This window comes from Pseudoalteromonas agarivorans (assembly GCF_024518735.1).
Taxonomy (GTDB): domain Bacteria; phylum Pseudomonadota; class Gammaproteobacteria; order Enterobacterales; family Alteromonadaceae; genus Pseudoalteromonas; species Pseudoalteromonas atlantica.
In genome coordinates, this window is record NZ_JANIGJ010000003.1 from 42,729 (window position 1) to 67,911 (window position 25,183).

The following is a 25,183-nucleotide window of genomic DNA, read 5'->3' on the forward strand; positions in this document are numbered from 1 at the left end:
AAACAATCACAATGTTTACACCAGCTAATAGGTGAATAAAAATAAATGCAGGAAACATTGATGCGCATTAAAATTGCTACTCTCGTAGCAACAACGTTAATAATTGGTGCTGTTTTTACAACTTCTAAAGCGTATGCGTGGGGTCAAAATGGTCATCGAATTGTTGGGCATATTGCTGAGCAACATTTGAGTGATGAAACAGTGCATAACCTGTTGCCACTATTAGAAGGACAATCCCTAGCTCAAATTTCTACTTGGGCAGATGAAATGCGATCTAGTCCTGAACTATTTTGGCGTAAAAAATCTTCACGCTGGCATTACATAAACCTTCCTAAAAATAAAACACTTTCTCTAAATCACGCACATACACACAGCAAAGACGATGTAACAAATATTCTAGAAGGTATTTACTTCTCTATTAATACACTTCAGTCATCTACCTCTTCCCTTAATGAAAAACAGTTTGCTTTAAAGTTTTTAGTTCACTTGGTTGGCGACAGCCATCAACCATTTCATGCTGGGCGAAGTGAAGATAGAGGCGGCAATTTAATTAAAGTTGATTTTTTTGACAACGAAACCAATTTGCATAGCCTTTGGGACACTGGATTAATAGAAAATGAAAACTTAGCTTACACTGAATACGCTAAGTTTATAGATACCGACGATGCAGCATTAATTAAAACATACTTAAACAGCAGCCCTACTACTTGGCTGATGGAATCTCACAAACTGGCCGAAGATATTTATACCTCAACCAGTGATGAAGTGAGCTATAGTTATGTTTTCAAATACAATCCGCTTGTTAAGCAGCGTTTGCAAAAAGCAGGCGTTAGGCTTGCGGGTGTATTGAACTATTTATTTGATTCGTCAGATGAGAATAAAAAATTAAAAATAACGACAAAATAACAATCAACCTATAAATAAAAAACCTACACACGGGAATTAATTTATGTTTATACACTCTCTGGAGTATAGCTAAAATAATACAGCTAAAAATGTATTAATTACAAAATGTAAATAATTAATTGTAAAAGGAATTATAAAGTTTGCATTTCATAATACTGTCACATAACGGCGGTAACATAACAATAAGTAATTAATCCAAATTTAGTTAAGTATACAAGTATAAATTGTGCAAATTAATTTTGCATATTACAAGAGTATAAATTCAACAACACTGCTGACTTTATACTACTTAAAATAACAATTTAATTATAACTTTCACGGGAAATGAAAATGAAGACTAAACTTCAAAAAACAGCACTCTCACTTGCTATCGCTGCGTGTGTAAGTGTAAGTGGCGCTGCATTCGCCAACGAAACAACCTCTGCGATTAAGGGTCAAATTACCGGTCCAAACGGTAACCCAGCTCCAGGTACCAAAATAACAATTTTACACGTACCGTCTGGCTCAGTTAAAACAACAGAAGCAAACGATGCAGGTTACTTTACTGCTAAAGGCCTTCGTGTTGGTGGTCCTTACAAGGTAATCGTTGATTCTGATGTTTATGCTGATCAAGAATTTAATAATATTATCCTAAACATTGGTAACGATTACCCAGTAAATGCTGCACTTGAGCCACAATCAAGCATGGAGCAAATTGTAGTAACGGGTGCACCTATCAGCTCTATGTCTGGTGGTACTGGCCCAGCGTCTACATTTACTTTAACTGATCTTGAAAACACGCCTGCTATTAACCGTGATTTAAAAGATATCATTCGTATTGACCCGCGTATCACAATTGATGATAGTCGTGGTTCAATCAACTGTGGTGGTGGTAACCCTCGTTACAACAGCTTAACGCTAGATGGCGTTCGTATGAACGATAACTTTGGTTTAAGCTCTAACGGTTACCCAACTATTCGTGCCCCTTTCTCTTTTGATTCAATTGAACAGGTTTCAGCTGAGCTAGCACCATTTGACGTACAGTACGGTGGCTTTACCTCATGTAACATTAATGCGGTAACAAAATCTGGTGGTAATGAAGTTCACGGTGGCATCTTCTACGATTTCACAAGTGATTCATTAAAAGGCGATAAAATTGAAGGCGAAGACGTTGATAACGGTAACTACACCGAAAAACGTTACGGCTTTAACGTTGGCTTACCGTTAATCGAAGATAAACTATTTTTATTCACTTCATACGAAAAACTTGAAGGTGTGCAACAGTTTAACTACGACGGTTTAAGCAGCGGCAGTGTAACTGCAGATGATATTGCTCGTATTACAAGTGTTGCTCAATCTGTATATGGTTATGACGTAGGCGGTATGCCTTCAAGTATGCCGGTTGAAGATGAAAAAATCTTAGTTAAATTAGATTGGAACATCAACGAAGATCACCGTGCAAACTTAATCTATAACTACAACGATGGTAATACGGTTTCACAGTCAGACACTGGTTCTAGCCGTGTTTCACTATCAAACCACTTTTACGACCAAAGTGCAGAATTTACTTCAATCATTGCTTCTGTTTACTCAGATTGGTCAGATGATTTTTCTACTGAAGTTCGTATTGGTAAATCAGAATTAGACGCAACGGTACAATCGCTTGATGCTGCAAGCAGCTTTGGTGAAATGCAAATTAGTACTGATAACGGTGGTACAGTTTACATTGGTCCAGATGATTCTCGTCAATCAAATGATTTAGACTACGATACCACTACATTTAAAGTAGCGGGTACATACTACCTTGACCAACACACAATTACTGCTGGTTATGAGTTTGAAGAGTTAGACGTATTTAACTTATTCGTACAACATACTGAAGGCGAATACCGTTTTTACAACGATAGAGATGCAGGCCTAACTGGTATAGATTTATTTGAACAAGGTATCGCAAACGCTGTTTACTACAACAATGCTGCCGGTACTAATGATCCTAACGATGCAGCTGCAAGCTTCTCATACGCTCAGCATACATTTTATGTTCAAGACGAATACGCATTTACAGACCTAGATGCAAACATCACATTTGGTTTACGTTATGATAAATACACAAGCGATGACGTACCTAACTTCAACCAAAACTTTACTGACCGTTACGGCTACAGTAACCAAAGCACATTCGATGGTATTGATTTACTTCAACCACGTGTAGGCTTCCAGTGGTATGCAACTGACGAGTTAGAAGTTCGTGCTGGTGTTGGCTTATTCTCTGGTGGTAACCCGAATGTTTGGTTATCTAACTCTTACTCTAACGATGGTATTACAAACATCGGTACATTCCGCAGCTCGGTTGATTTATTCAACACGCCTAACGTAAATGGCGGCACGCCTGGTTTTGAAGTACCACAAGAAATGTTTGATGAAGTTGCTAACACTGTAATTGGTTCAGGTGATGCTACAGTAAATGCAGTTGACCCAGACTTTGAAATTCCTTCAGAGTGGAAATACTCAATTGGTGCTACATACACAACTGAAAACGAGTATGTTATTTCACTTGATTACTTATACTCTAAGAAGAAAGATGCAGCGTTAATGCGCGATATCGCACTTGAAGATACAGGTGAAACAACTTTTGATGGTCGTCCTATTTACGAGTCAATCGAAGGCCGTGATGGTGAATACCTTCTTACAAATGTAAGTGGCGATAGCGGTGATTCATCGGTTATTTCATTAGCAGTAAGCAAAATGTTTGATAATGGCGTAAGCGTTAACTTTGGTTACGCGTACACAGATTCAGACGATGTTAACCCAATGACAAGCTCTGTTGCTGGCTCAAACTACGGTAACATTGCTCTAACGGATCCTGGTAACCCTGGTGTTGCATCATCTGATTACGAAATCCCACATCGTTTTACTATGACGCTTGGCTACTCTCATGAATTTGTAGATGGTTTTGCTACTCGCTTTAACCTATACGGTGAAGCATACAAAGGCTTACCATACAGCTACACATTTGACGGAAGTGATGACGCATGGGGCGATGCTAACTGGAATGGTGACCGTCAGTTACTTTACGTACCACTTGAAAACGATCCTAACGTTGTTTACGACATGAGCGCTGATGAAATTAACGCGTTTAACGACTTTATCGCATCTAACGGTTTAGAGCGTGGTGAAATCACTGGCCGTAATGCTGAAAACTCAGATTGGTTTGTTAAATTTAACTTTAAAGTTACTCAAGAATTACCAGGCTTTATGGATGGCCATAAAGGTGAAGCGTTCTTCGTAATTGATAACTTAACTAACCTGTTAAACGATGATTGGGGCGTACTTAAAAAAGGTCCTTTCGTTGGCGCTAGCATGATTTCAACATCAATTGATGAGCAAGGCCGTTACGTATACTCAGGCTTTAATGAAAACAACGCAAATACATCAGTACAATCTGATGCGTCACTATGGCAAATGCGTGTAGGTGTTCGTTACACTTTCTAATCGCATTAGCGTAAAAAACTACTAATTAAAGCCCATCTTTTGATGGGCTTTTTTTTACCAACCAGCTTAATTAAATGATCTATTTAGCCCCTCAAAATGATTAAGTATTATTGCGGATTGGTTTTATAAGGCCTCTCTAAGCTCTTTTAGTAAATCTAGCAATTGGACTTGTTGCTGCTTACTAAATTTTTCAGCTAATTGCGCTTCCCAGTTTTGTGCATCACGTGCTATGAGCTTGTAAAGTGCATTGCCCTGCTCATTTAACATAACCTGCGTTACTCGCTTATCTTGCTGATTTAGCTGTGCTTCAACATACCCTCTTTGCAGCAATGATTTTATAACTCGCGAAACCGTTGACTTGTCCATATTGGCCTGTGTACATAAATCTTTTGCATTGCTTTTGCCGTATTGCGCTAAGTTTGCCAACACCCGCCATTGAGGGATGGTTAAGTTGTATTTTTGCTGATAAACACGCGCAAAATCATCGCTTATGAGATTTGCCATTTGGTTTAACTGATAGGGCAAAAACTGCTCTAGATCTATTTCCATTAATACTTTCTCATCGCATTTACACACTGTGAAAACTGTGCATTTTTATTTACAGGCTAAAACATGCGCCCATTTGAAATTACTCTCACTTGAGAGTACTTTAAACTAATTAGGGCCTGTTGACCTTTCAGGATTGAAATTTGTTCAATCTAGGGGCCATTTAATCGCGGCGCGAGGTTTGTAACCTAGTGGGCTAAGTAAAAACCGAGCAACAAAGAGTAAATGGCCCCTAGGCAGAACCCTTCGGGCAGCGCCTGTTTGGTATTTATGCTACGTTATCGCCTATTTATGGGGAACAACCACACTGCATAGGCTCTGCCTTGCCTAATTCCCAAACAGACTGCTGCAAATTCAACCTCGAAAGATAAACAGGCCCTAGAAAGATAAAACAATGTCACTCTCACAGGATCTAAATATGGCCAGCGAAATAAACTACATGAGCGGTTTTGGCAATGAGTTTGAAACCGAAGCGCTACCCGGTGCACTGCCTGTTGGGCAATTTACCCCACAAAAGGTGAAGTACAATTTATACACCGAGCAATTTAGCAGCACGGCCTTTACCGCCCCGCGAGCCGCTAATCGTCGCACGTGGCTGTACCGCCTTCGTCCATCGGTGGTACAAGGTGAATACACCGCTATAGATAACGCACTAATAAGAACAGCGCCTATAACTGAAGCAATTACGCCCCCTACGATGATGCGTTGGAGCCCTATTGATATTCCTTCAAAGCCCACTGATTTTATTGATGGCTTAATTACAATGGCTGCAAATGGCAGTGCCAATGGGCAAACCGGTATGGGTATTCATGTTTATGTTGCTAACAGTTCTATGCAAGGGCGTTATTTTTGTAATGCCGATGGTGAGCTGTTGTTTGTGCCTCAGCATGGCGAACTGTTATTACACACCGAATGTGGAAAGCTCACAGTAAAGCCGGGGGAAATTGCCGTCATTCCTCGCGGGATTAAATTCTCGGTTGATTTAATTGATGAAACCGCACGTGGCTACATTTGTGAAAACTATGGTCATGCATTTGAACTTGCCGAGCGCGGCCCCGTCGGTGCAAATGGCTACGCCAACGACAGAGACTTTAAATACCCTGTTGCTGCATTTGAAGATAAAGAAGGTAGCTTTGAATTAGTCACTAAATTTAACGGTCATTTATTTAGTTGCCCTATCACACACTCGCCTTTTGATGTAGTTGCTTGGACCGGTAACAGCGCACCGTACAAATACGACTTAGCACGTTTTAATGTTATTAATACCGTGAGTTTTGACCACCCAGATCCTTCTATATTTACTGTACTTACCTCCCCTTCAGCCACTGAAGGCATGGCAAATGTAGATTTTGTAATTTTTCCACCGCGCTGGATGGTAGCTGAAAATACATTTAGACCTCCTTACTATCATCGCAATATTATGAGTGAGTTTATGGGCTTAATAGAAGGGGTTTACGATGCAAAAGAGCACGGGTTTGTACCAGGAGGCGCTAGTTTGCATAACTGTATGTCGCCACATGGGCCTGAAGCCGAGGTATTCGAAAAAGCATCTAACGCTGAGCTTGCACCGCAAAAATACGAGAACACGTTGGCCTTTATGTTCGAGTCTCGTTACATAATATCGCCCACTAAATATGCCCTTGAAGGAAAAGAGCGCCAAACTAATTACACTCAGTGCTGGCGTAGTATCACAAAACATTTTACAGGCGAGGAATAATAACAATGAAACTATACAGCTACTTTCGCTCATCTGCCGCATACCGTGTACGCATAGCACTTAATTTAAAAAGCATTGAGCATGATATGCAATTCGTTAATTTACTTAAATCTGAACAACTAGCTCAGCCTTACTTAGATAAAAACGTGCAAGGTTTACTTCCTGCTCTTGAAACGGACGAAGGCGTATTAGCGCAATCACTGGCTATTTTAGAGTGGTTAGATGAAAGCTATCCGCAAACGCCGTTAATTTATGGCACTGCATGGCAAAAAGCGCAAATTCGTAATATAAGCTATGCAGTGGCATGTGATATTCACCCAGTAAATAATTTACGAGTGCTCAAGTATTTAAGCAACGTATTGGGTGTAGACGAGCAAGCTAAAGCCGCCTGGTACAGGCATTGGGTAGAGCTTGGGTTTGAAAAAATTGAAATGATGCTAAGTGAAAACAATGAGTTTTGCGTAGGCAATACACCCACTCTCGCTGATATATGCTTAGTGCCACAGGTATTTAATGCGTTGCGTTTTAATGTAGATATGGCTGCGTATCCAAAAATTGCAGCCATTTATGCACGTTGTAATGCATTACCCGCTTTTAGTGACGCCGCGCCGCAAAATCAGCGCGATGCAGTTTAACTTTTTAACGCGCAGTGAATAACACTCACGTGCTCTATTAAATCAAGGCCCAGTTCGGTTAAATAGCCGCCATCTGGGCTGTCTATCACGCCTTTATCAAACAACCTTTGTGCCGCGCTTAATAAATTTGGTTCAGCATCCGAATGTAACTTAATTCCTTGCATTTTGCTCTCACGTGGAAATTTAGCTAATAACGTAAATTCATCTATCATTGTTTGATTAAATTGCATGTGTTCACCTTTTTATAATTGTGTGTTTAAGTCAGTGTTGTTTAACGCTATTACTTACCCTAGCATGTTTTTTAATCGTGTGTACTATTTTTAAACTATCAAAATCCGAGGTCGCTCATGCGCCATATTATGGTTTTATTTATTTTTTTAATTGCGTTCACTTTAGCCCCTAGCAGTTATGCAAAAACAGTCAAAACGCATTCTATTATTGACGCTAATGAGATTATTAATAATGGTGATATTTGTTGGTACGACAACAAACGTTATAGTGAAGGCGCGCTGGTGCAAGTACATTCTTTTACCTTAGTGTGCGCTGCTAAAAACCCGCAGCATAATAACAGTAAGCTAATTTGGCTAAAATTAGATAAAAAAGGCAATATTGTTTATCCCACAAAGCCTAAAACCATTACGGTCAATTAGCGCTAAAAGAGGATTTACGCTACAATGCGCACAGTTTAAATAAGTAGTATGGCTATGGATAATCAACCAAAAAATCCTCTTCATGGGGTAACGTTAGAACAAATTTTAGTAGAGCTTGAGCAGCGCTTAGGGTTTAAAGCCATGGGCGAGCAAGTAAACATTAAATGTTTTACCGACTCACCAAGTATTAAATCAAGCTTAAAATTTTTGCGTAAAACCCCTTGGGCACGCGATAAAGTTGAAGCTCTCTACTTACATACGTTAAGTAACAAACCGCTGCGTAAACCCAAAAGCGCTCAGCGCCCTAAGCCTGCCAGCCAAAGCGATAGCAGTGGTTTTGTTTGGCCAAGCATTAAAAAGTAATACACAAAAATGCACGTTAAACACGTGCATTTTGTATTTTATAACTCCTTACTAATTACATTTAACGAGGCAGGGTCAACTGTAATAGTAAGCGTATCCGCTATTTTTATTTCACCATCGAGTACATACTTAATTTCTTCGTCTGCGGTTATCGTTACTTTTTTAGCGTTAGTGTGATGTGAGCTAATTGCTAAATGCGTTTGTGTAATACTACTAAACATAAGTTCAGCAATGCTTAACACGCGGGTGGTGTTTTCATCACTAGGTAGCAGCCAATTAATGTCTAATAGGCCATCTTCGTGATCGGGCTGACCACCTCCTTGGGCTAATAACGTAGTAAATGGCGCAGCATTAGCCACAATAAAGCTATTTGTATTTACCTCCTGCGTTTGATTATCATCAAGGGTAACATAAAGGGTTTGCGCTTTTTGCTCACTAAATGCCTGAAAAAAACCACTTAAATAGGCAAGCTGACCCGATTCGTTTTTTGAGTCTCTATCTGCTTTTTCTACCATTGATTGCTCATAACCAATCCCCGCTAACAACAGCATTAGCTCGTCATTACAATAGGCCGTATCAATTGTTTGGGTTTGCCCATCAATAATAAGATCGCAGGCCTGCTCAACAGGAATGATTTTAGAGCTAATCCCCATAAGCACATGCGCTAAGGCATTGGCTGTGCCCATTGGAATAATACCCAGCTTGCACTGAGTGTTTACCAACACACTTGCTACTTCTGTCACGGTTCCATCGCCGCCACAGGCAATTATTATATCTGGCTTATCTTTAATAGCTTGTTTAGCAAGCTCAATACCGTCTATTTCTTTGGTGGTGGTTAATACTTCTAAATCATAATACGCCGACAACCTAGCCACTATTAAATGCTCTTTGTCTTGCCACATTTTGGTACCCGACACAGGGTTTGCAATAATAACGGCTTTGTTTTTAATAACTAGCTCCCCCTTTTTATGTCGCTTTGCTAAATGACGAAGTTGATGCTTATTAAGATTTGCGGTTTCGCGGGTTTCTTTTATTTGCGCGAGCACTTGGTGAACATCGGCGTTTTTATCTTGGCTCAGTAAATACGCTGCCATAACAAATACCGAACGCCCTCTGCCCAGTGCACAGTGAACTACCACGCGGCGGTCTTCTTTAATATGATGATGTATCCAGTTAATGGCTTGGTTTAATTGCGAGTGGGTAGGCACACTATGATCAAGCACCGGAATATTTAAATAGCTAATATTTTCTTGTGTAGAGCTCCATTCTAAGCCATCAAACTCACACGTTACATCTAATATTGCCGTTATGCCGTTTTCTTTTAACGTATCAATATCAGAGGGGAACAATCGGCATGCTAAAAATAAATGGTCGTTAATTTTTTGAATGGGAGGGACTTTATCGTGCTTGCGAGAATACGCATTGTAAATTTGAGCACCCAGTAAAAAAGGCACAAATGCCCAGCGAATATAAAATGGAATAACACCATTTTCACGCTTTCTAAAAATTTTCGCCAAATTAAAAATGTAAGCACCACTGACAAGAATTAACGACAATGCACTCCAGTAAAATACCACTGCAAAATATACCGAGTTAACCTCCCACCCTATAAATATAAAAATTAACGCTAAAATTAAATAACTCGTTGCAGCCCACATATTTTCTCCTTTATTTTTACTGTTTTGGCACATTTTTTTACAGCTGTGTATAAGTGTAGTAGCAATTTGCACGCCAACAAAAGTTGTTTTTCAGGAACAGAAACAACACTAAGTGACTGATATAAAATAAATAAAAGTAGATAGCTTTAGCTGTATTCGCATATTAGGCGCTTTTTACACACTAATCGGTCATTTTTTCTCACTACCCAAAGGTAACTGTTTATATTTAAAACTTGTTTCAATGTGTACAGCAGCTAATATAAATGTCAGCTTAAAAGTTTTTGCATCCAATCACTCTTTTCACACGTTTATTGAGAGTGTGTTTATCTTTATTAGTTAAATTTATAACAGCCTGTTTAATCTCTATTTCAAAGCGATTAAGTTGCGCTTAAATAAAACAATTTTTAATTCACGAAGCTCAACACACCTCGGTAATAATAAAAACAACAGGAACCTTATGGAAAACGACAATTTACTTCCCCTTTTGTGTAAAACAGCACAGGGTAACAAAGCCGCGTTTGCTGATTTGTATCAGCAAACAAGCGCAAAGCTTTTTGCGATTAGTTTAAATATGCTGTCAAACCGCGCGCACGCAGAAGAAGTACTGCAAGAGGCATTTATAAAAATTTGGCATAACGCGTCAGAGTACAATTCATCTAAAGGCACAGTTATTAGCTGGATGATAAGCATTGTGAGATACCGCAGCTTAGATGCATTGCGTTATCACAAGGTAAGAAAAGAGCAGGCAATGGGTGACGATGAATACGATGAACAAGCAGTCGATGTTAGTTACGACGAACAAACCAAACTTGTTAATTGTATTGAGCAACTTGATCCCCAACAAAAACAAGCCATTCATTTAGCCTATTACAAAGGGCTAAGCCATGGTGAGCTAGTCAATCACATAGAAACGCCCTTAGGCACAGTTAAAAGCTGGATCAGGCGTGGTTTGCAGCAGTTGCAGAGGTGTTTAACATTATGAATTATAATAAACCAGAATTACTTGATGCTTTAGCAGGGCAGTATGTATTGGGTACTTTAAAAGGCCTGGCACGAAAACGTTTTCAACGCTTAATGCTCAGCTTACCGCAAGCCCGAGAAGCCACTATAATGTGGGAGCAAAATTTAAATGATTTAGCCAGTGCAATTACGCCTCAAACACCCAGCGCGCAAGTGTGGCAGAATATTTTAAATACACTAGAGCACACCAACCAACCCGTTAAACCGGTGATCAAACCAGCTACATCGCTGTGGCGCAATTGGTCATTTATAGCCACAGCTGCCTGTATTATCTTAGCATTTTTAGTTATTCAGCCCACAACTCAGCCCCAATACAGCCAACAAATTGCTTTAGTACAAAACCAAGATAAGCAATCACTGTGGTTTATTAACGTAGATGAGCAAACATTATCGGTTAAAGCCAGTGATAAACTCGTTGCGCAAACCGATAAAGACTACGAGCTGTGGATGATTTTAAAAGGGCAAGACACGCCAATTTCGTTGGGTCTACTGCCTAAAAACGGTGAAAAACAGTTACTCAAAGGCACACGCTTTAAGGCGCAAGACATTGCCCTACTCGCTGTTAGCTTAGAGCCTTTAGGTGGCTCGCCAAACGGCCTACCAACACAAGTACTGTACACGACAGATTTAGTTATTTTATAACTAAATAAACGCGACTGGTTGGTCAAACTTTGTTTGGCCAACCTTTTTATTTATCTTCGGTCTACCGCCCTTTACCATTAATATTTGATTAAACTAAAGTAGGCTTAATCGGGGTGCGATGTTTATCATATTGTGTGCTCAATACCTGCTGCGTTATTTTAATTGCATACACCCCCTGTAATAAGTATAAAACCAAACCGCTTCAGCCCCTTAACACTCTCTTATCACTTCCTTATCTAAATGCAAAACAGCCTGTTGCAAATTTAATCTTGAACGTTAAACACCCCTTTATTAACAAAATAAAAAAATATTTAACTTTTTTGCATCCATTGTGCTTTTTGTTTCGTTATTAGTTATGACTCCAATCAAAACTAAAGGAAAAAGTCATGAAAGCTTTAACTCCATCTATACTCGCAGTAGTAGTATGCAGTACCTTAGTAAGCACCTCTAGCGAGGCATCAAGTCATCGTGAAGCGCCGAACATTAGCCGCTTTCCAACCTTAGACTCTACCGACTTTTACGTATTTAATAGTTATGAAGCAGGCAGAGACGACTACGTTACATTTATTGCCAACTATATTCCTCTACAAGATGCCTACGGCGGCCCTAACTACTTTGCTATGGACCCAGATGCAACCTACAGTATTCATATTGATAACGACGGTGATGCAGTTGAGGATATTACCTTTGCTTTTAATTTTACCAGTATGCTGCCAAACGATAATCAAGGCGTGCAATTAACCGTTGGCCCAGAAGATAATCAACGTACTGTATCTGTACCTCTTAAAAACGTTGGTGGTGTAGCAGCAGGTGATGATAGCGCCGCTAATTTTAGCGAGTCATACACACTCAGCATGATAAGCGGTCCACAACGCACGGGTACCAGTACAGCATTAAGTAATACCACCACCAGTTCAACCACGTTTAATAAACCGCTTGATTATATAGGTGACAAAACATTTGGTTCAATGGCTGATTACCAAACCTATGCAGATCAGTTTGTTTATCAAGTTTCGGTACCAGGCTGTGACAGTATGGCCAAAGTATTTGTTGGTCAGCGCAAAGACCCATTTGTCGTTAACTTAGGTAAAACATTCGATTTAGTAAATTACGTTCCCGTTGAAGGTGATAGTGCGCCAGGTGCTGGGGATGGCGGTGGTTTCCCTGGAGGGATTACACAAAGCAGTGAGAATGACGACCTCGTAGATAAAAACGTTACCTCAATTGCAGTTGAAATGCCTAAAAGCTGTATTGTAGGTGAAGGCAACGGCGTAATTGGTTCATGGACAACAGCGAGCCTACCTCAAGCACGCATTTTAAACCCTAACGCTAAATTTGCAGACAACGCGGTAAATGGCGGTGCATTAACGCAGGTTTCACGCTTAGGTAATCCATTAGTTAATGAGCTTGTTATTGGTATTAAAGACAAAGATACCTTCTCAACGGCTCACCCTAAAGACGATGCACAGTTTTTAGATTACGTTTCGCACCCGTCTTTACCAGAGCTGTTAAATATTTTATTTAAAGATGCAGTAAATACCACACTTGGCGCTAATTTAGAAACTCTTGCTCCAACTAACTTTCCACGTACTGATTTAATCACCGCATTTTTAACTGGTTTTGCAGGGGTAAACCAACAAGCCACCGTAACGCCATCAGAAATGCTACGTTTAAATACTGCAATTGCAGCGACAGCACAAACTGATCAGTCTGCATTTGGTGTAGCCGGTGATGATTTAGCAGGTTTTCCAAACGGGCGCCGTCCAGGTGACGATGTCGTTGATATTGCACTTCGCGTGGTAATGGGGCGTTTATGTCACCCTATTCCTGTAAATGGTGAAGACACCGACTTAGGTCTATGTACACCAGAGGATGCTGATGTAGGTACAGTGCCATTCACTGATGGTGCTCCAGTTGATGCGAGCATGATGGATGCCACTTTCCCATACTTAGCCACCCCACTTGCAGGCTCTAAATAAGGAGTAACGTATGCGTAATTTAAACCTTACCCATAGCAGTATATTGTTATGCGCTTTGGCACTAGGCGCGTGTAGCAGTGATGATGATAACAAACAGCCCACACCGGTTGTAAATTCTGCGCCCAATGCTAGTGATGCAATGTTAACCACACAAACAGAAGTTGAAATTAACGACATGTTAGTGGCCACCGATGCTGATGGCGATACATTAACATACACATTAACTTCGCAGCCGACATTAGGTAACGCTGTAGTAAATAGCGATGGCAGCTTTACCTATACCCCAAACAAAGAAGCAACCGGTAGCGACAGCTTTATGTTTGGCGTATCAGACGGTGTTAACCAGCAAGTGACTGCAGCGGTAAATATAACCATTGAAGCACTGCAAGTGGACTTTGCACAATTTGCAAGCGACGCATTTAATCAAAGCCCCACTGCGCAACCGCTATCTACCAACGGACGTGTCTTTATCAATACAGACACAGACGTAAGCGGTATTTCATCGGGCGCTTCTGGTAACTAACTCAGTAAGTAAATTAAGCTGATGGCCATGGATGGCTTTTTTAAGAGGATAAAACAATGCGCAGTCATTATAAAAAAATGCTCTTTGTTTTTTGCGCTGCACTTTGTGTAAATAACGTGCTTGCAAAACCAATTACCCCAAAAGATAACGCAATTATTGCCTCAAGCAATGCAACATTAAGTGCTAATTTAACCCTTGAGCAACTCACTGCGCTGGTGCTAAATAGCCAATACATAGGCCAAACAGAGCGCTATCAAGGTGTATTAAAAAAACGCTTAAAAAACTTATATACCGCTTCTGCAACTGCACAAACCGGTTATTTATATGCACGGGTACTTCAAAAGGAGCATGCGTTTTCGCGTGCCATAGACGTTGCTAATAACGTATTAAAAACCCAGCCAGATCATGTAAACACCCATTTATTACTCGCTAATATGTTGATGACACAAGGCAAATTTGAACAAGCTAAGCGTCATTGTGTGGCATTAATTGGTAACACCAGCCTATTAACGGCCAGCACGTGTGTGCTAGATGTACAAAGCCAACAGGGCAAACTTAGTGAAAGTTATCACGCGTTAGTTAAGCTTACGCAAAACAAAAACAGCAGCTTAGCGACAAAACATGTGCTCAGCGAAATGGCATTTAGACTTAATAAATTCACCCGTGCGCAGCAGCATATAAATAATATTGATTTAAACACAGCCCCAGTGAGCCTTATTGTGCTGTGGGCCGATATTCAACTGCAGCAAAACAACCCTGAAAAAGTGCTTAATACACTCGGTAAACTTGCCAATAGCCACTCATCGCTTGAAGACGCTATTTTGCTCAAGTTAGCCATAGCTGAAAAACGCAGTAATAAGCACACTAATACGGTGTGGCAACCGCTCATGCAACAGCGCGTAAAATTACGTGAACAACGCCAAGATACCTTCCATGCCAACGACTTAGCTAACTACTATATTCATGTACAAGCAAACCAAGCCAAGGCACAATACTGGGCAAATATAAATTGGCAGCAAGCAAAAATGAGTACAGATAAACACTTACTAAGCCAAGCAAATACGATGGTTAGGGATTCTTTATGAGTAAAATAAACGCGTTATTTGTTTTATTTATAGTTGCGCTATTTGCCAACTTTAGCGTGCAAGCTCATCAGTTGAGCACAAGCTACATTTCACTGGATAATACCAACAACGAAAAGCAATACACAGGCACATGGCAAATAAATATTAGCGATTTAGAACAACAAGTTGCGCTTGATGTTAACCAAGACACCCAAATAAGCTGGGGCGAATTAAAATCACAAAAGACGGCTATTAATCGCTATGCCAAAAATACTCTATCGGTTTTACAAAATGAGCAAACTTGCCTATTAACAATCACCGATAACTATCAATTAGATAATCATTTTAATGAAGCATATTTAGTCTTGCCGCTAGTTTTTAGCTGTAACACTGATGCAGATGTAACGTTAATGTACCGCGCTTTTTTTAACCAAGACGCAAATCACAAAGTTATTGTAAATGTAAATCAGGTTTCGCGGGTTTTCACTATAGATGAGCAACAACACACTTTTACCACTGGGCAATCGAGTTATTTAACGACTTTTAACCAATATGTTTATCAAGGCGTGTTACATATTTGGATTGGCATTGACCATATTTTATTTTTAATCGCTCTACTTTTAACCTGCGTTTTAACCCGCACTGAAAGTCACTGGCAGGCAATAGCAAGTAAAAAGCACATTATTAAGCACACTGCGTGGATTGTGACTGCGTTTACCCTTGCGCATTCACTTACCCTTACTGCTACGGCTCTTAATCTTGTTTCGCCAAGTAGCCGCTGGGTAGAGCTAGGTATTGCAATCTCGGTATTATTTGCGGCTTTAAACAATGTATGGCCGGTTATATTACGCCTTGGCTGGCTTACTTTTGCGTTTGGTTTGTTACATGGAATGGGCTTTGCCAGTGTACTGGGTGAGCTTGGGCTCTCGAGCGATTATCAATTGCTCAGCATTTTAGCGTTTAACTTAGGTGTAGAGCTTGGACAGCTGAGTATATTGTGTATTGCACTGCCGGTGTTACTAACCATGCGTAATAAACCTATTTACATAAAATGGGTGATGCCAATTGGCTCCCTTGCTATCGCTGCAATGGCACTATTGTGGTGCATAGAGCGCATTTAGCATTAAAAAAGCGAGTCTTTTGACTCGCTTTTTAGTTTTCTATTACTTTGTTTTATCAAACGGCATTAACAAGGTTTTCATCGCAGGCCTTAGCGCGATTAACACCGTTTCTTCGGTGAGCTCAGGGTAGAGCATCTTACGAAGCAGTAACCCCGCCATCATCGAAAAAATAACGTTAATGCGGCTTTCAAGTTCGTGTTCATCAGTGTCTTTAAGTGCACTACGTTCACTGGTGAGTAGTTGGCGCATGCGCCCCCGCGCTTGAATATCCATATCTCGTAAAAGCGAGGCCACTTTACTATTGCGACCCGCTTCCGCCATCATGTCTAAATCAACCACACAGGCACCAGTATCCATATGCCTTTGTACACCAATGTTTAAGCCATCTATAAGCGCTTGCAGAACATCACCTGGGTGATCTTCAAACTCCTGAAAGATAGAAAACATTTCTTCCATGTCTTTAGCAATAATACTTTCAATTATTGCCTCTTTGCTTTCAAAGTAGTTATATATATGCCCAGCGCTCATGCCTGCAGTACGGGATATTTCGGCCATGCCTGCGCCATGGTATCCCTTGCGTTTAAAACACTCTGAGGCAGCACTAAGCACCTGCTCTCGCCTAGCTTGTGCTAATGCTGGGTCTATATGCCTTTTAGCTTTCGTGCTCATAACCCTACTCCGGTATTAAGCGCATACTTAATACAGCGTAAGTTCATTGCATAGCTTAACTTAACAACACCTTTCATTTTACTGCTCTTGCACAGGTGTTTTAGCTATATTCCAGCCGCCACCTAAAGCTTTATACAAATTAATTTGGCTGGCAAGGTAAGCCTGCTGACCTGTTATTAACTGCTGTTGAGCCGAGTACCACGTACGCTGTGCATCAAGTACCTGTAGGTAGCTATCAGCGCCTTTTTCGTAACGCATTTTTGATAAATCGTACGTTAGCTGACGCGAACTAATTAGCATATCGAGGGCATCAAGTTGCTCTTTGTAGCCTTCTCTATCTGCTAATGCATCGGCGGTTTCACGAAATGCATTTTGAATCTTTTGCTGGTACGTCGCCACCGCAATTTCTTGATCGGCCTTTGCCACATCAAGGTTTGCCTGGTTACGTCCCATAGTAAAAATTGGTAAGTTGATTGACGGTACAAAGCTCCATGTCCCTGAGCCTGAATCAAACAAGCCACTTAAATCGCTAGACGTACTGCCCGCAGTCGCGGTTAAGCTAATGCTTGGGTAAAACGCCGCACGCGCTATACCTATATTCGCGTTAGCGGCTAATAAAGCATGCTCAGCGGCTTTAATATCAGGGCGCTGCGTTAATAAATCAGAGGGTAAACCAACCGGTACTTCTGGTAAATCCAGTAAATTAGTTAACGAGTTAGTCGGTAATAAATCACTCGATACAGGGCGCCCTACCAGTAAATCTAACGCGCTTTTATCACGTTTTAACAAGCGTTTATATGTTGCTATATCTACTTTTGCAGTGGCAACCGTACTTTTAAGCTGCTCAAGCGTAATTGCCGATGTAGCGCCTAAATCAAAGCTTTTTTGCGTAAGCGAGAGCGACTCCTGCTGCGAGCTTAATGTTTCTTTAGCAAGCTCTAATAGCTGTAAGTCAGTTGCGTAGTTTAACCAAGCATTGGCAAGCTCAGCAATGAGTGAAATTTGCGTGCTGTATTGCGTAAGCTCAGTGTTATAGAGGTTTTGCAGGGCTTGCTCAGACTGGTTACGTACCTTGCCCCAAATATCTAATTCATAAGAGGTAATACCAACCGTTGCGCTGTACTGTGAGCTAATACCTGCTTCACCCGTACTGGTTAAATCAGCCGGTAAACGTTGGCGCGTAGCCCCACCATTAAAATCTAATGAAGGATATAAACCCGAGTCTTCAATTTGGTATAAACCGCGTACACGCTGCACATTTAATACCGCGATTTGCATATCTTTATTATGCTCAAGGCTTAAGCTAATCAAGGTTTGTAATTTTTCATCATTAAAAAATTGCTGCCAATGTAACTGTTGCGCTGCTGCTTGTTCAGTGTCAGATACATAAGTATCTGGCACTGGTAAAGCAAGCTCTTTTTGCTCAGGGGCTAGTTGGCAGCCACTTAAAACAACTAATGTAATTGCGCTTAAAGTGAAGCGTTTAATGCTCATTGTGCGCTCTCCTTTTTATCGTCAGTGTTTTTCATTGGAAATACACGACGAACTAAAACAAAGAATAACGGCACAAATACCACCACTAAAATAGAAGAGGCAAGCGTACCACCTATAATCGAAATACCCAGTGCATTTTGCGCTCCTGAACCGGCACTTGAGGCAATAGCAAGCGGTATAACACCACAAATAAAGGCCATTGAGGTCATTAATATTGGACGTAAGCGTAAGCGTACTGCTGCAATAGCCGCATCGACTAACCCTAGGCCTTCTTGCATTTTATGAATCGCAAATTCTACGATTAATATTGCATTTTTAGAGGCTAACCCTATGGTGGTTAATAAACCTACCTGAAGGTAAATATCATTAGATAAACCTGCCATTACCGCGGCAACCGTCGCTCCAAATATACCTAATGGCACAATAAGCATAACCGCAAACGGTACAGACCAGCTTTCATAAAGCGCTGCTAAACATAAAAATACAAACAATAGCGATATGCCGTAAAGTAACGGTGCTTGGCCACTGCTAGAGCGCTCTTGAAACGAAATACCCGTCCACTCAGAGGCAATTCCATTAGGAAGTTGCTTAACTAAGCGCTCCATTTCATCCATTGCTTGGCCAGTACTGTAACCTGGTGCAGCAGTACCTTGAATTTCCATTGCTGAAAAGCCGTTGTAACGCTCAAGACGTGGTGAACCATAAGTCCAATGCGAACTTGCAAAGGCTGAAAATGGCACCATATCGCCACTGTCATTACGTACATACCACTTGTTTAAATCCTCTGGCACCATACGTCCTTGCGCTTCACCTTGAAGGTATACCTTTTTAACGCGGCCACGGTCAATAAAGTCATTAACGTAACTACTACCCCACGCAGTTGATAGCGTGCTGTTAATATCAGCCTGAGACACACCGAGTGCTTGTGCTTTAGCAAGGTCAACATCAAGTTGCAGCTCGGGCATATCTTCTTGTCCGTTAGGGCGTACACCCGCCAAAATTGGGCTTTGACTCGCTAAACCAAGTAATTGATTACGCGCTGCTAATAAAGCATCGTGGCCAAGTCCAACCCTGTCTTGTAAGAAAACATTAAAACCATTTGCAGTACCTAGCTCAACAATGGCTGGCGGTGGGAAAGCAAACACAAACGCTTCTTTAATCGTTGAGAAGTAGCCCATTGCTTTACCTGCCACACCTTGCACAGATAAATCATCACGTTCGCGCTCATCCCAATGCTTAAAGTTTACAAACCCTATTGCTGAGTTTTGACCAGAACCTGCAAAGCTAAATCCGGTTACCGTAAAAATACCGTTAACAGCTTCAGATTGATCGTTCAAATAGTGGTTTTCTACTTTTTTAACCACTTCTAATGTTTCTTCGGTTGTTGAGCCTGCAGGCAGTGAAACCTGGGTAAACAAAATACCTTGGTCTTCATCAGGTAAAAACGCTGTAGGTAGGCTTGAAAAGATATACACCATGCCCGCAACAATAAGGCCATAACATAAAAGGTAGCGCTTAGATAAGCGGATCATACGGCTTACAAAACTTTGCGCGCCGGCATTTGTTTTATCAAACCCGCGGTTAAAGCCACTGAAAAAACGGCCAAACAACGAGCTATTATCATGCACGTGGCTAGGCTTTAAAAGCGTGGCACACAATGCAGGTGTTAAAATAAGTGCCACTAATACCGATAGCCCCATTGCTGATACCAGCGTAATAGAAAACTGACGATAAATAACACCGGTAGACCCACTAAAGAACGCCATCGGAATAAATACAGCCGACAGCACCATGGCAATACCCACTAACGCGCCTTTAATTTCATCCATCGATTTACGTGTTGCTTCAAGCGCAGAGAGTTTTTCTTCACTCATTACACGCTCAACGTTTTCTACTACAACAATCGCATCATCAACCAGTAGACCTATGGCAAGTACCATTGCAAACATGGTTAATGTATTTATTGAATAGCCAAACGCGTACAAAATACCAAAAGTACCTAACAACACCACAGGTACAGCTATAGTTGGAATAAGCGTAGCGCGGAAGTTTTGTAAAAACAGATACATAACAACAAATACCAGCACGACCGCTTCTATTAACGTATGCACTACCTTTTCAATCGATAACGAAACAAATGGAGTGGTATCATAAGGGACAACAACGTCTAAGCCTTCAGGAAAAAACGCTTTTAACTCTTCAATAGCGGCTTTTACACCTTCTGCGGTATCGAGTGCATTTGCCCCACTGGCAAGCTTAATACCTAAGCCCGATGCTGGTTGTCCATCGTAACGCGCTACAACACGATAGCTTTCACCACCAAGCTCTACACGGGCTACATCTTCAAGGCGTACAAACGAGCCATCGGCGTTTGCCTTAACTATAATGTCTTCAAACTCTTTTGCTGTTTGTAAACGGCTTTGTGCAGTAACGGTAGCATTAAGTTGCTGACCTTCAACCGCAGGCATGCCGCCTAATTGCCCAGCAGACACTTGGGCGTTTTGAGCACTGATTGATGCACTAATATCAGCAGGGGTTAACTTGTAGTTTTGCAGCTTAGCTGGGTCTAACCAAATACGCATAGCATACTGAGAACCAAACAGCTGAACCTCACCTACCCCTTCAACACGCGAAACAATATCTTGAACATTAGATGACACATAATCACCAATATCGATATTCGTCATGCTGCCATCTTTTGATACAAAACCCAGTACCATTAAAAAGTTACGTGCAGACTTAGCCACCGATACACCTTGCCTTTGCACTTCTTCAGGTAGCAAAGGGGTGGCTGTGGCTAACTTGTTTTGCACTTGTACCTGTGCAATATCTGGGTCAGTTTCGGAGCTAAATGAAAGCGTAAGGGTTGCTGAACCACTCGACTCAGAAGTCGATGACATATATAGCAAACCATCAAGGCCTTTCATTTTTTGCTCAATAACTTGGGTAACCGTATCCTCTAGGGTACGTGCTGATGCGCCCGGGTATGTTGCAGTAATACTAATTGCCGGCGGGGCAATTGACGGGTACTGAGCTATTGGTAAACTTTGAATAGCTAAAACACCTGCAAGCATAACCACGATAGCAAGTACCCATGCAAAGATGGGTCTGTCGATAAAAAATCGTGACATTAAAACTCTCCGTTATTGCGCTTTGTCAGCTGTTGCTGATGGTGAAACTTCAGTCGGTGTTACCGGCGCTCCAGGGCGAATTTTTTGTAACCCTTCAATAATCACTTTATCGCCATCGCTTAGCCCGTCGGTTACTAACCAGTTTGAACCAATCGTTCTGTCTACTTTTAAAACGCGGTTTTCAACGGTGTTTTCTTTGCTAACAACCATGGCTGTTGGCTCGCCTTTTGTATTACGGCTAACCCCACGTTGCGGCACTAAAATAGCGTCTTGTTTTACGCCCTCAACCACAGAGGCACGTGCATACATACCCGGTAATAATAACTTATCAGGATTTGGGAATTTAGCGCGTAAAGTAACCGACCCTGTGCTTGGGTCTACTGTCACTTCAGAGAACTGTAACGTGCCTTTAAGTGGGTAAGTTGAGCCATCTTCCATTTGCAGTTCAACATCTGTTTGCGATTGTGAATCAACGCTCAATGAACCTGAAGAAATAGCTTTTTTAAGTTGAGTTAGCTCGTTGCTTGATTGGGTTAAATCAACATAAATAGGGTCAAGCTGGGTCACTGTTGCCAGTGCTGTTGTTTGATTAGCGCTAACAAGCGCACCAACAGTAACGCTCGATTTACTAATTTGGCCACTGATTGGAGAAGATACATGGCTGTAGTCTAGGTTAATTTGCGCCGATTTAAGCTGTGCTTTTGCCGTTAATAGCTCTGCTTGTGCTTGCTTTTGCGCTGCATCTGCTTCGTCAAAGTCTTGCTGACTTACGGCTTTAATTTTTAAAAGCTCGCTATAACGCGACGCTTTTGATTTAGTGCTGGCAATACTTGCTTCAGCGCGGGCCACAGCTGCTTCGCTTGCTGCTAGGTCAGCTTCAAACGTAGCGGGGTCAATTTGATAAAGCGCTTGGCCTTGCTTAACTTGAGCACCTTCTTTAAATAAACGCGATTGCACAATGCCACTTACTTGCGGGCGGATTTCCGCAATTTGAAAAGCACTAATGCGACCGGGAAGCTCCTTTTTTAGTGTAAGCGCTTGGCTTTTTAATGTAATTACACCAACAGGTACTGCTTGTGGGGCTGAAGCTTGTTGCGAGTCAGCTGCTTGGTCGCAACCTGTTAAAGCAACAGATCCAACGAGGGCTGTTAATACAAATAAAGCGATGCGAGAACGCTGCATGTTAAATACCTTTTAGTCTATTTATGTCTAGAGTGAACGATCATTCTAAAGTAAATCTAAACGAGAATAAATTAAAACGGGTGCAAATTTACACTAACTTACAGTTGTAAAATTAAACTACGCCATAGGTTGTAGAAGGTGTTAATTTGATGAAAAATAAAACGGACAAGTATGAAAAATAAACTTTAATGCGGTGCGTTATTTATTAACCTGCAACAAAAAAGCCAAGCTAAGCTTGGCTTTAATACAAATTTATAACTATTTACTTATACGGGACACTAATAATTGCTCTACCCTTATCCCCTCAACATCAACCACCTCAAATTTAAAGCCATTAAAGGTAAAGTGCTCAGCACGTTTAGGTATACGCTTCATTGTGTATATTAAAAAGCCAGCAACGGTTTCAAAGTGCATTTGATCTGGAAACTCTTCAATGTCTAATACTTTTGCTAAATCAGAAATCGGGGTTAAACCATCCACTAACCATGAGTGCTCATCGCGGGCAATAATAAGTTCATCGCCTTGGTGGGTAATTAAATCTCCCATAAACCCTTTCATTAAATCTTTTACGGTAACAATACCGACTAACAAGGCATATTCATTTACTACCACAGCAAACGGTTTTGCAGCACTTTTAAACGCATTTAGCGCTTCAGACAGGCTTAGGGTTTCAGGTAAATAAAACACGTCTGTTTCAATCAGCGCTTGCTTAATATTAGCTGGCTCACCTTTTAGTACTTGTCGTAGTATATCTTTTGACTCAACAGAGCCGCGTAATTTATCTAAATTACCCGAGACCACTAAAAAATGATTATGGGGGTTTTCAATAATTTTGGTGGCTATATCGTGGCTGCTTTCATTTAAGTCAAAATAAACTATTTGGTCGCGTGGGGTCATTACACTTGATAAAAAGCGTGCTTCTAGTTCAAACACATTGCCAATTAGCTCATACTCTTGTTGTTGTAAGCTGCCGTATTCTGCGCCCGCATCCATCATCGCCACAATGTCCTCGGTGGTAACAATATCTTCTCGCTCTGCGGGTACTTTAAATAAACGCAGTACAAAATTAGTTAAACCATTAAAAAACATTACTAATGGCGTAAGTGCAAAAGTGACCCATCGCATTATTGTTACCACACGCACAGCCACCGCTTCGGGCATGATCATCGCTAAACGCTTTGGCATTAAATCAGCAAATAATATAAACAGCGAGGTAATGGTAAAAAACGAAAATAAAAAACTAATTTTTTCAAGGTGTACACCTTGATAAAAAAGCACCAAGATACTTTGTACATAAGGCGATAGCGCTTGTTCGCCCACTATTCCGCCTAAAATAGCAATCGCGTTTAGGGCAATTTGGATCATCGCAAAAAACGCCCCAGGGTTTTCTTGCAGTTTTAATACCGCGGCCGCGTTATCACTGCCTTCATCGGCCATTACCCGCAGTTTAATTTTACGCGACGCTGCAATAGCAATTTCCGACATGGCAAACAACGCACTGATCAAGATCAATAAGCTAATCCCGATTAAATCACCCATTTAACGCTCCAAAAAGTTAGCACTTTTTCAATAAAAAGCAGCTGATTATAGACGCTTTTTTAAACGCGGCAATTTATATTTATGCTTTTACAGGCTAAATTAATAAGCCATTGAATTAGCGTTGTTTATTTTGCTTTTTTGCTTCATCGAATGCCAGCGCAAGTCTATCTTGTAGGCTTTGCGACATGTTTTTATTACAGGCAAAGTAAAGGGGAGAGTGTTGTGTATTGAGCGTTAATATAGGCTCTAATAACTTAAGCTTTGGCTCAAACTGTGCGCGGTAGTTAAATTGTTTTTTACTTAAAATAACAAAGTCGAGAATATCGTGCCGTGTGCTTATTAATTTATCTATTTTGTCTAAGCTATCAATTATCAATAAGTTGTTAGCTTCACTAAAGCCACGTTCTAGCAAATAATGGTGGCTAAAATTATCCCTAAGCACCGCTGTTTTATATTTTTTAGCGTCGTTAAGCGTTTTTAAGCGAATGTTTCTTGATTTAAGGGCATAAATAGCAGAGTCAAAACTTTCAAGCTCAGCCACCCAGCTAAACTTATCTTCTCGCTTAGGTAACCTTACAATAGAAAATATACAGGTATTCGTATCTCTTAATACTGCGTTATAAGACACAGCCCAACTGTGCGCTAACATAGTGTATTTAATATCTGTATTGGCGAGCGCGTCCCTCACTTTATCTACAGAGCGCCCTGCAAGTTGGTTGTTTTCGTCAATGTATTGAAAGTCGGGGAATACTTCGGTAACTATTGTAATTTCAGCTGCATTAAGCCTTATGCATGCAAAACACAACAAAAATAAGTACAGCTTCATTTAGCTTCGCCTCAAAACTAAAACAGATATACACCAACTATAGCCGA

21 protein-coding genes are annotated in these 25,183 nt (G+C 40.9%); 12 read left to right on the forward strand and 9 right to left on the reverse strand.

What is annotated here, in order from left to right; genetic code table 11:
- Window positions 1–60 precede the first annotated feature (60 nt).
- On the forward strand, window positions 61–906 hold the full coding sequence (locus NQT65_RS06865; protein WP_154945598.1) for a S1/P1 nuclease: 846 nt from the start codon (window positions 61–63) through the stop codon (window positions 904–906).
- 330 nt (window positions 907–1,236) lie between these two features.
- Window positions 1,237–4,377, forward strand: a complete 3,141-nt coding sequence (locus tag NQT65_RS06870) for a TonB-dependent receptor (protein WP_256850785.1) — start codon at window positions 1,237–1,239, stop codon at window positions 4,375–4,377.
- Between the two features lie 123 nt (window positions 4,378–4,500).
- On the opposite strand, the gene NQT65_RS06875 is transcribed toward NQT65_RS06870, so the two are convergent.
- Window positions 4,501–4,926, reverse strand: a complete 426-nt coding sequence (locus NQT65_RS06875) for a MarR family winged helix-turn-helix transcriptional regulator (RefSeq protein ID WP_256850786.1) — start codon at window positions 4,924–4,926, stop codon at window positions 4,501–4,503.
- 415 nt (window positions 4,927–5,341) lie between these two features.
- On the opposite strand from NQT65_RS06875, the gene hmgA reads away from it, so the two are divergent.
- Complete coding sequence (hmgA, locus tag NQT65_RS06880; protein WP_256850951.1) at window positions 5,342–6,640, forward strand: homogentisate 1,2-dioxygenase; 1,299 nt, start codon at window positions 5,342–5,344, stop codon at window positions 6,638–6,640.
- 5 nt (window positions 6,641–6,645) lie between these two features.
- Window positions 6,646–7,275, forward strand: a complete 630-nt coding sequence (maiA, locus tag NQT65_RS06885; RefSeq protein WP_126009040.1) for a maleylacetoacetate isomerase — start codon at window positions 6,646–6,648, stop codon at window positions 7,273–7,275.
- Here the strand turns inward: maiA and NQT65_RS06890 are convergent.
- The gene (locus NQT65_RS06890) at window positions 7,272–7,505 is read right to left on the reverse strand and encodes a TIGR02647 family protein (protein ID WP_004588741.1); all 234 of its coding nucleotides are present in this window, start codon (window positions 7,503–7,505) and stop codon (window positions 7,272–7,274) included. The two genes, maiA and NQT65_RS06890, sit on opposite strands and share 4 nt — an antisense overlap.
- Window positions 7,506–7,622: 117 nt before the next feature.
- Here NQT65_RS06890 and NQT65_RS06895 point away from each other — a divergent pair, with 117 nt between their 5' ends.
- Window positions 7,623–7,925 (forward strand): DUF1496 domain-containing protein, encoded by a 303-nt coding sequence (locus tag NQT65_RS06895; protein WP_126009043.1) that lies wholly within the window; start codon window positions 7,623–7,625, stop codon window positions 7,923–7,925.
- Window positions 7,926–7,979: 54 nt separating this feature from the next.
- Window positions 7,980–8,288, forward strand: a complete 309-nt coding sequence (locus NQT65_RS06900; protein ID WP_004588743.1) for a VF530 family protein — start codon at window positions 7,980–7,982, stop codon at window positions 8,286–8,288.
- Between the two features lie 38 nt (window positions 8,289–8,326).
- Here the strand turns inward: NQT65_RS06900 and NQT65_RS06905 are convergent, their stop codons facing one another.
- The gene (locus NQT65_RS06905) at window positions 8,327–9,946 is read right to left on the reverse strand and encodes a diacylglycerol kinase family protein (RefSeq protein ID WP_126009045.1); all 1,620 of its coding nucleotides are present in this window, start codon (window positions 9,944–9,946) and stop codon (window positions 8,327–8,329) included.
- 457 nt (window positions 9,947–10,403) lie between these two features.
- Between NQT65_RS06905 and NQT65_RS06910 the strand changes: the two genes are divergently transcribed.
- The 6 genes from NQT65_RS06910 (at window position 10,404) to NQT65_RS06935 (ending at window position 16,295) form a co-directional block, all read left to right on the forward strand.
- Entirely contained in the window at window positions 10,404–10,928 is a 525-nt protein-coding gene (locus NQT65_RS06910) for a sigma-70 family RNA polymerase sigma factor (RefSeq protein WP_024031922.1), read from the forward strand.
- Window positions 10,925–11,608: an anti-sigma factor gene (locus NQT65_RS06915; protein WP_256850787.1), complete on the forward strand. Its 684-nt coding sequence runs from the start codon at window positions 10,925–10,927 to the stop codon at window positions 11,606–11,608. The genes NQT65_RS06910 and NQT65_RS06915 overlap by 4 nt, the downstream gene beginning before the upstream one ends.
- Before the next feature lie 386 nt (window positions 11,609–11,994).
- Window positions 11,995–13,587 carry a DUF4331 domain-containing protein gene (locus NQT65_RS06920; RefSeq protein ID WP_029771656.1) on the forward strand — a complete coding sequence of 531 codons (1,593 nt, stop codon included), beginning with the start codon at window positions 11,995–11,997 and terminating at the stop codon, window positions 13,585–13,587.
- 10 nt (window positions 13,588–13,597) lie between these two features.
- Window positions 13,598–14,110 (forward strand): cadherin-like domain-containing protein, encoded by a 513-nt coding sequence (locus NQT65_RS06925; RefSeq protein ID WP_138579117.1) that lies wholly within the window; start codon window positions 13,598–13,600, stop codon window positions 14,108–14,110.
- A 56-nt stretch (window positions 14,111–14,166) separates the two neighbouring features.
- On the forward strand, window positions 14,167–15,195 hold the full coding sequence (locus tag NQT65_RS06930; protein ID WP_096042897.1) for a tetratricopeptide repeat protein: 1,029 nt from the start codon (window positions 14,167–14,169) through the stop codon (window positions 15,193–15,195).
- Complete coding sequence (locus NQT65_RS06935) at window positions 15,192–16,295, forward strand: HupE/UreJ family protein (protein ID WP_126009055.1); 1,104 nt, start codon at window positions 15,192–15,194, stop codon at window positions 16,293–16,295. The genes NQT65_RS06930 and NQT65_RS06935 overlap by 4 nt, the downstream gene beginning before the upstream one ends.
- 42 nt (window positions 16,296–16,337) lie before the next feature.
- Here the strand turns inward: NQT65_RS06935 and NQT65_RS06940 are convergent, their stop codons facing one another.
- The 6 genes from NQT65_RS06940 to NQT65_RS06965 all read right to left on the reverse strand — a co-directional run bounded on the left by NQT65_RS06940 (window position 16,338) and on the right by NQT65_RS06965 (window position 25,136).
- Window positions 16,338–16,964, reverse strand: coding sequence for a TetR/AcrR family transcriptional regulator (locus NQT65_RS06940; protein ID WP_024031928.1), 627 nt, complete (start codon window positions 16,962–16,964; stop codon window positions 16,338–16,340).
- Window positions 16,965–17,042: 78 nt separating this feature from the next.
- Window positions 17,043–18,458, reverse strand: a complete 1,416-nt coding sequence (locus NQT65_RS06945; RefSeq protein ID WP_121638433.1) for an efflux transporter outer membrane subunit — start codon at window positions 18,456–18,458, stop codon at window positions 17,043–17,045.
- Complete coding sequence (locus tag NQT65_RS06950) at window positions 18,455–21,589, reverse strand: efflux RND transporter permease subunit (RefSeq protein WP_126009057.1); 3,135 nt, start codon at window positions 21,587–21,589, stop codon at window positions 18,455–18,457. Before NQT65_RS06950 ends, NQT65_RS06945 begins: the two co-directional genes overlap by 4 nt.
- A 12-nt stretch (window positions 21,590–21,601) precedes the next feature.
- Window positions 21,602–22,771: an efflux RND transporter periplasmic adaptor subunit gene (locus NQT65_RS06955; protein ID WP_256845823.1), complete on the reverse strand. Its 1,170-nt coding sequence runs from the start codon at window positions 22,769–22,771 to the stop codon at window positions 21,602–21,604.
- A 258-nt stretch (window positions 22,772–23,029) separates the two neighbouring features.
- Window positions 23,030–24,310 carry a polyamine export protein PaeA gene (gene paeA / locus NQT65_RS06960; protein ID WP_029771850.1) on the reverse strand — a complete coding sequence of 427 codons (1,281 nt, stop codon included), beginning with the start codon at window positions 24,308–24,310 and terminating at the stop codon, window positions 23,030–23,032.
- 115 nt (window positions 24,311–24,425) lie between these two features.
- Entirely contained in the window at window positions 24,426–25,136 is a 711-nt protein-coding gene (locus NQT65_RS06965; protein WP_256850788.1) for a substrate-binding periplasmic protein, read from the reverse strand.
- Between the last annotated feature and the right edge of the window lie 47 nt (window positions 25,137–25,183).

Excerpts from the sequence above, each read along its gene's own strand:
- NQT65_RS06870 (WP_256850785.1), top strand. The coding sequence starts at position 1,237 with ATGAAGACTAAACTTCAAAAAACAGCACTCTCACTTGCTATCGCTGCG.
- NQT65_RS06965 (WP_256850788.1), bottom strand. The coding sequence starts at position 25,136 with ATGAAGCTGTACTTATTTTTGTTGTGTTTTGCATGCATAAGGCTTAAT.
- hmgA (WP_256850951.1), top strand. The coding sequence starts at position 5,342 with ATGGCCAGCGAAATAAACTACATGAGCGGTTTTGGCAATGAGTTTGAA.
- NQT65_RS06930 (WP_096042897.1), top strand. The coding sequence starts at position 14,167 with ATGCGCAGTCATTATAAAAAAATGCTCTTTGTTTTTTGCGCTGCACTT.
- NQT65_RS06915 (WP_256850787.1), top strand. The coding sequence starts at position 10,925 with ATGAATTATAATAAACCAGAATTACTTGATGCTTTAGCAGGGCAGTAT.
- NQT65_RS06940 (WP_024031928.1), bottom strand. The coding sequence starts at position 16,964 with ATGAGCACGAAAGCTAAAAGGCATATAGACCCAGCATTAGCACAAGCT.
- NQT65_RS06900 (WP_004588743.1), top strand. The coding sequence starts at position 7,980 with ATGGATAATCAACCAAAAAATCCTCTTCATGGGGTAACGTTAGAACAA.
- NQT65_RS06875 (WP_256850786.1), bottom strand. The coding sequence starts at position 4,926 with ATGGAAATAGATCTAGAGCAGTTTTTGCCCTATCAGTTAAACCAAATG.
- NQT65_RS06945 (WP_121638433.1), bottom strand. The coding sequence starts at position 18,458 with ATGAGCATTAAACGCTTCACTTTAAGCGCAATTACATTAGTTGTTTTA.
- maiA (WP_126009040.1), top strand. The coding sequence starts at position 6,646 with ATGAAACTATACAGCTACTTTCGCTCATCTGCCGCATACCGTGTACGC.
- NQT65_RS06910 (WP_024031922.1), top strand. The coding sequence starts at position 10,404 with ATGGAAAACGACAATTTACTTCCCCTTTTGTGTAAAACAGCACAGGGT.
- paeA (WP_029771850.1), bottom strand. The coding sequence starts at position 24,310 with ATGGGTGATTTAATCGGGATTAGCTTATTGATCTTGATCAGTGCGTTG.
- NQT65_RS06895 (WP_126009043.1), top strand. The coding sequence starts at position 7,623 with ATGCGCCATATTATGGTTTTATTTATTTTTTTAATTGCGTTCACTTTA.
- NQT65_RS06865 (WP_154945598.1), top strand. The coding sequence starts at position 61 with ATGCGCATTAAAATTGCTACTCTCGTAGCAACAACGTTAATAATTGGT.
- NQT65_RS06905 (WP_126009045.1), bottom strand. The coding sequence starts at position 9,946 with ATGTGGGCTGCAACGAGTTATTTAATTTTAGCGTTAATTTTTATATTT.
- NQT65_RS06890 (WP_004588741.1), bottom strand. The coding sequence starts at position 7,505 with ATGCAATTTAATCAAACAATGATAGATGAATTTACGTTATTAGCTAAA.
- NQT65_RS06935 (WP_126009055.1), top strand. The coding sequence starts at position 15,192 with ATGAGTAAAATAAACGCGTTATTTGTTTTATTTATAGTTGCGCTATTT.
- NQT65_RS06925 (WP_138579117.1), top strand. The coding sequence starts at position 13,598 with ATGCGTAATTTAAACCTTACCCATAGCAGTATATTGTTATGCGCTTTG.
- NQT65_RS06950 (WP_126009057.1), bottom strand. The coding sequence starts at position 21,589 with ATGTCACGATTTTTTATCGACAGACCCATCTTTGCATGGGTACTTGCT.
- NQT65_RS06920 (WP_029771656.1), top strand. The coding sequence starts at position 11,995 with ATGAAAGCTTTAACTCCATCTATACTCGCAGTAGTAGTATGCAGTACC.
- NQT65_RS06955 (WP_256845823.1), bottom strand. The coding sequence starts at position 22,771 with ATGCAGCGTTCTCGCATCGCTTTATTTGTATTAACAGCCCTCGTTGGA.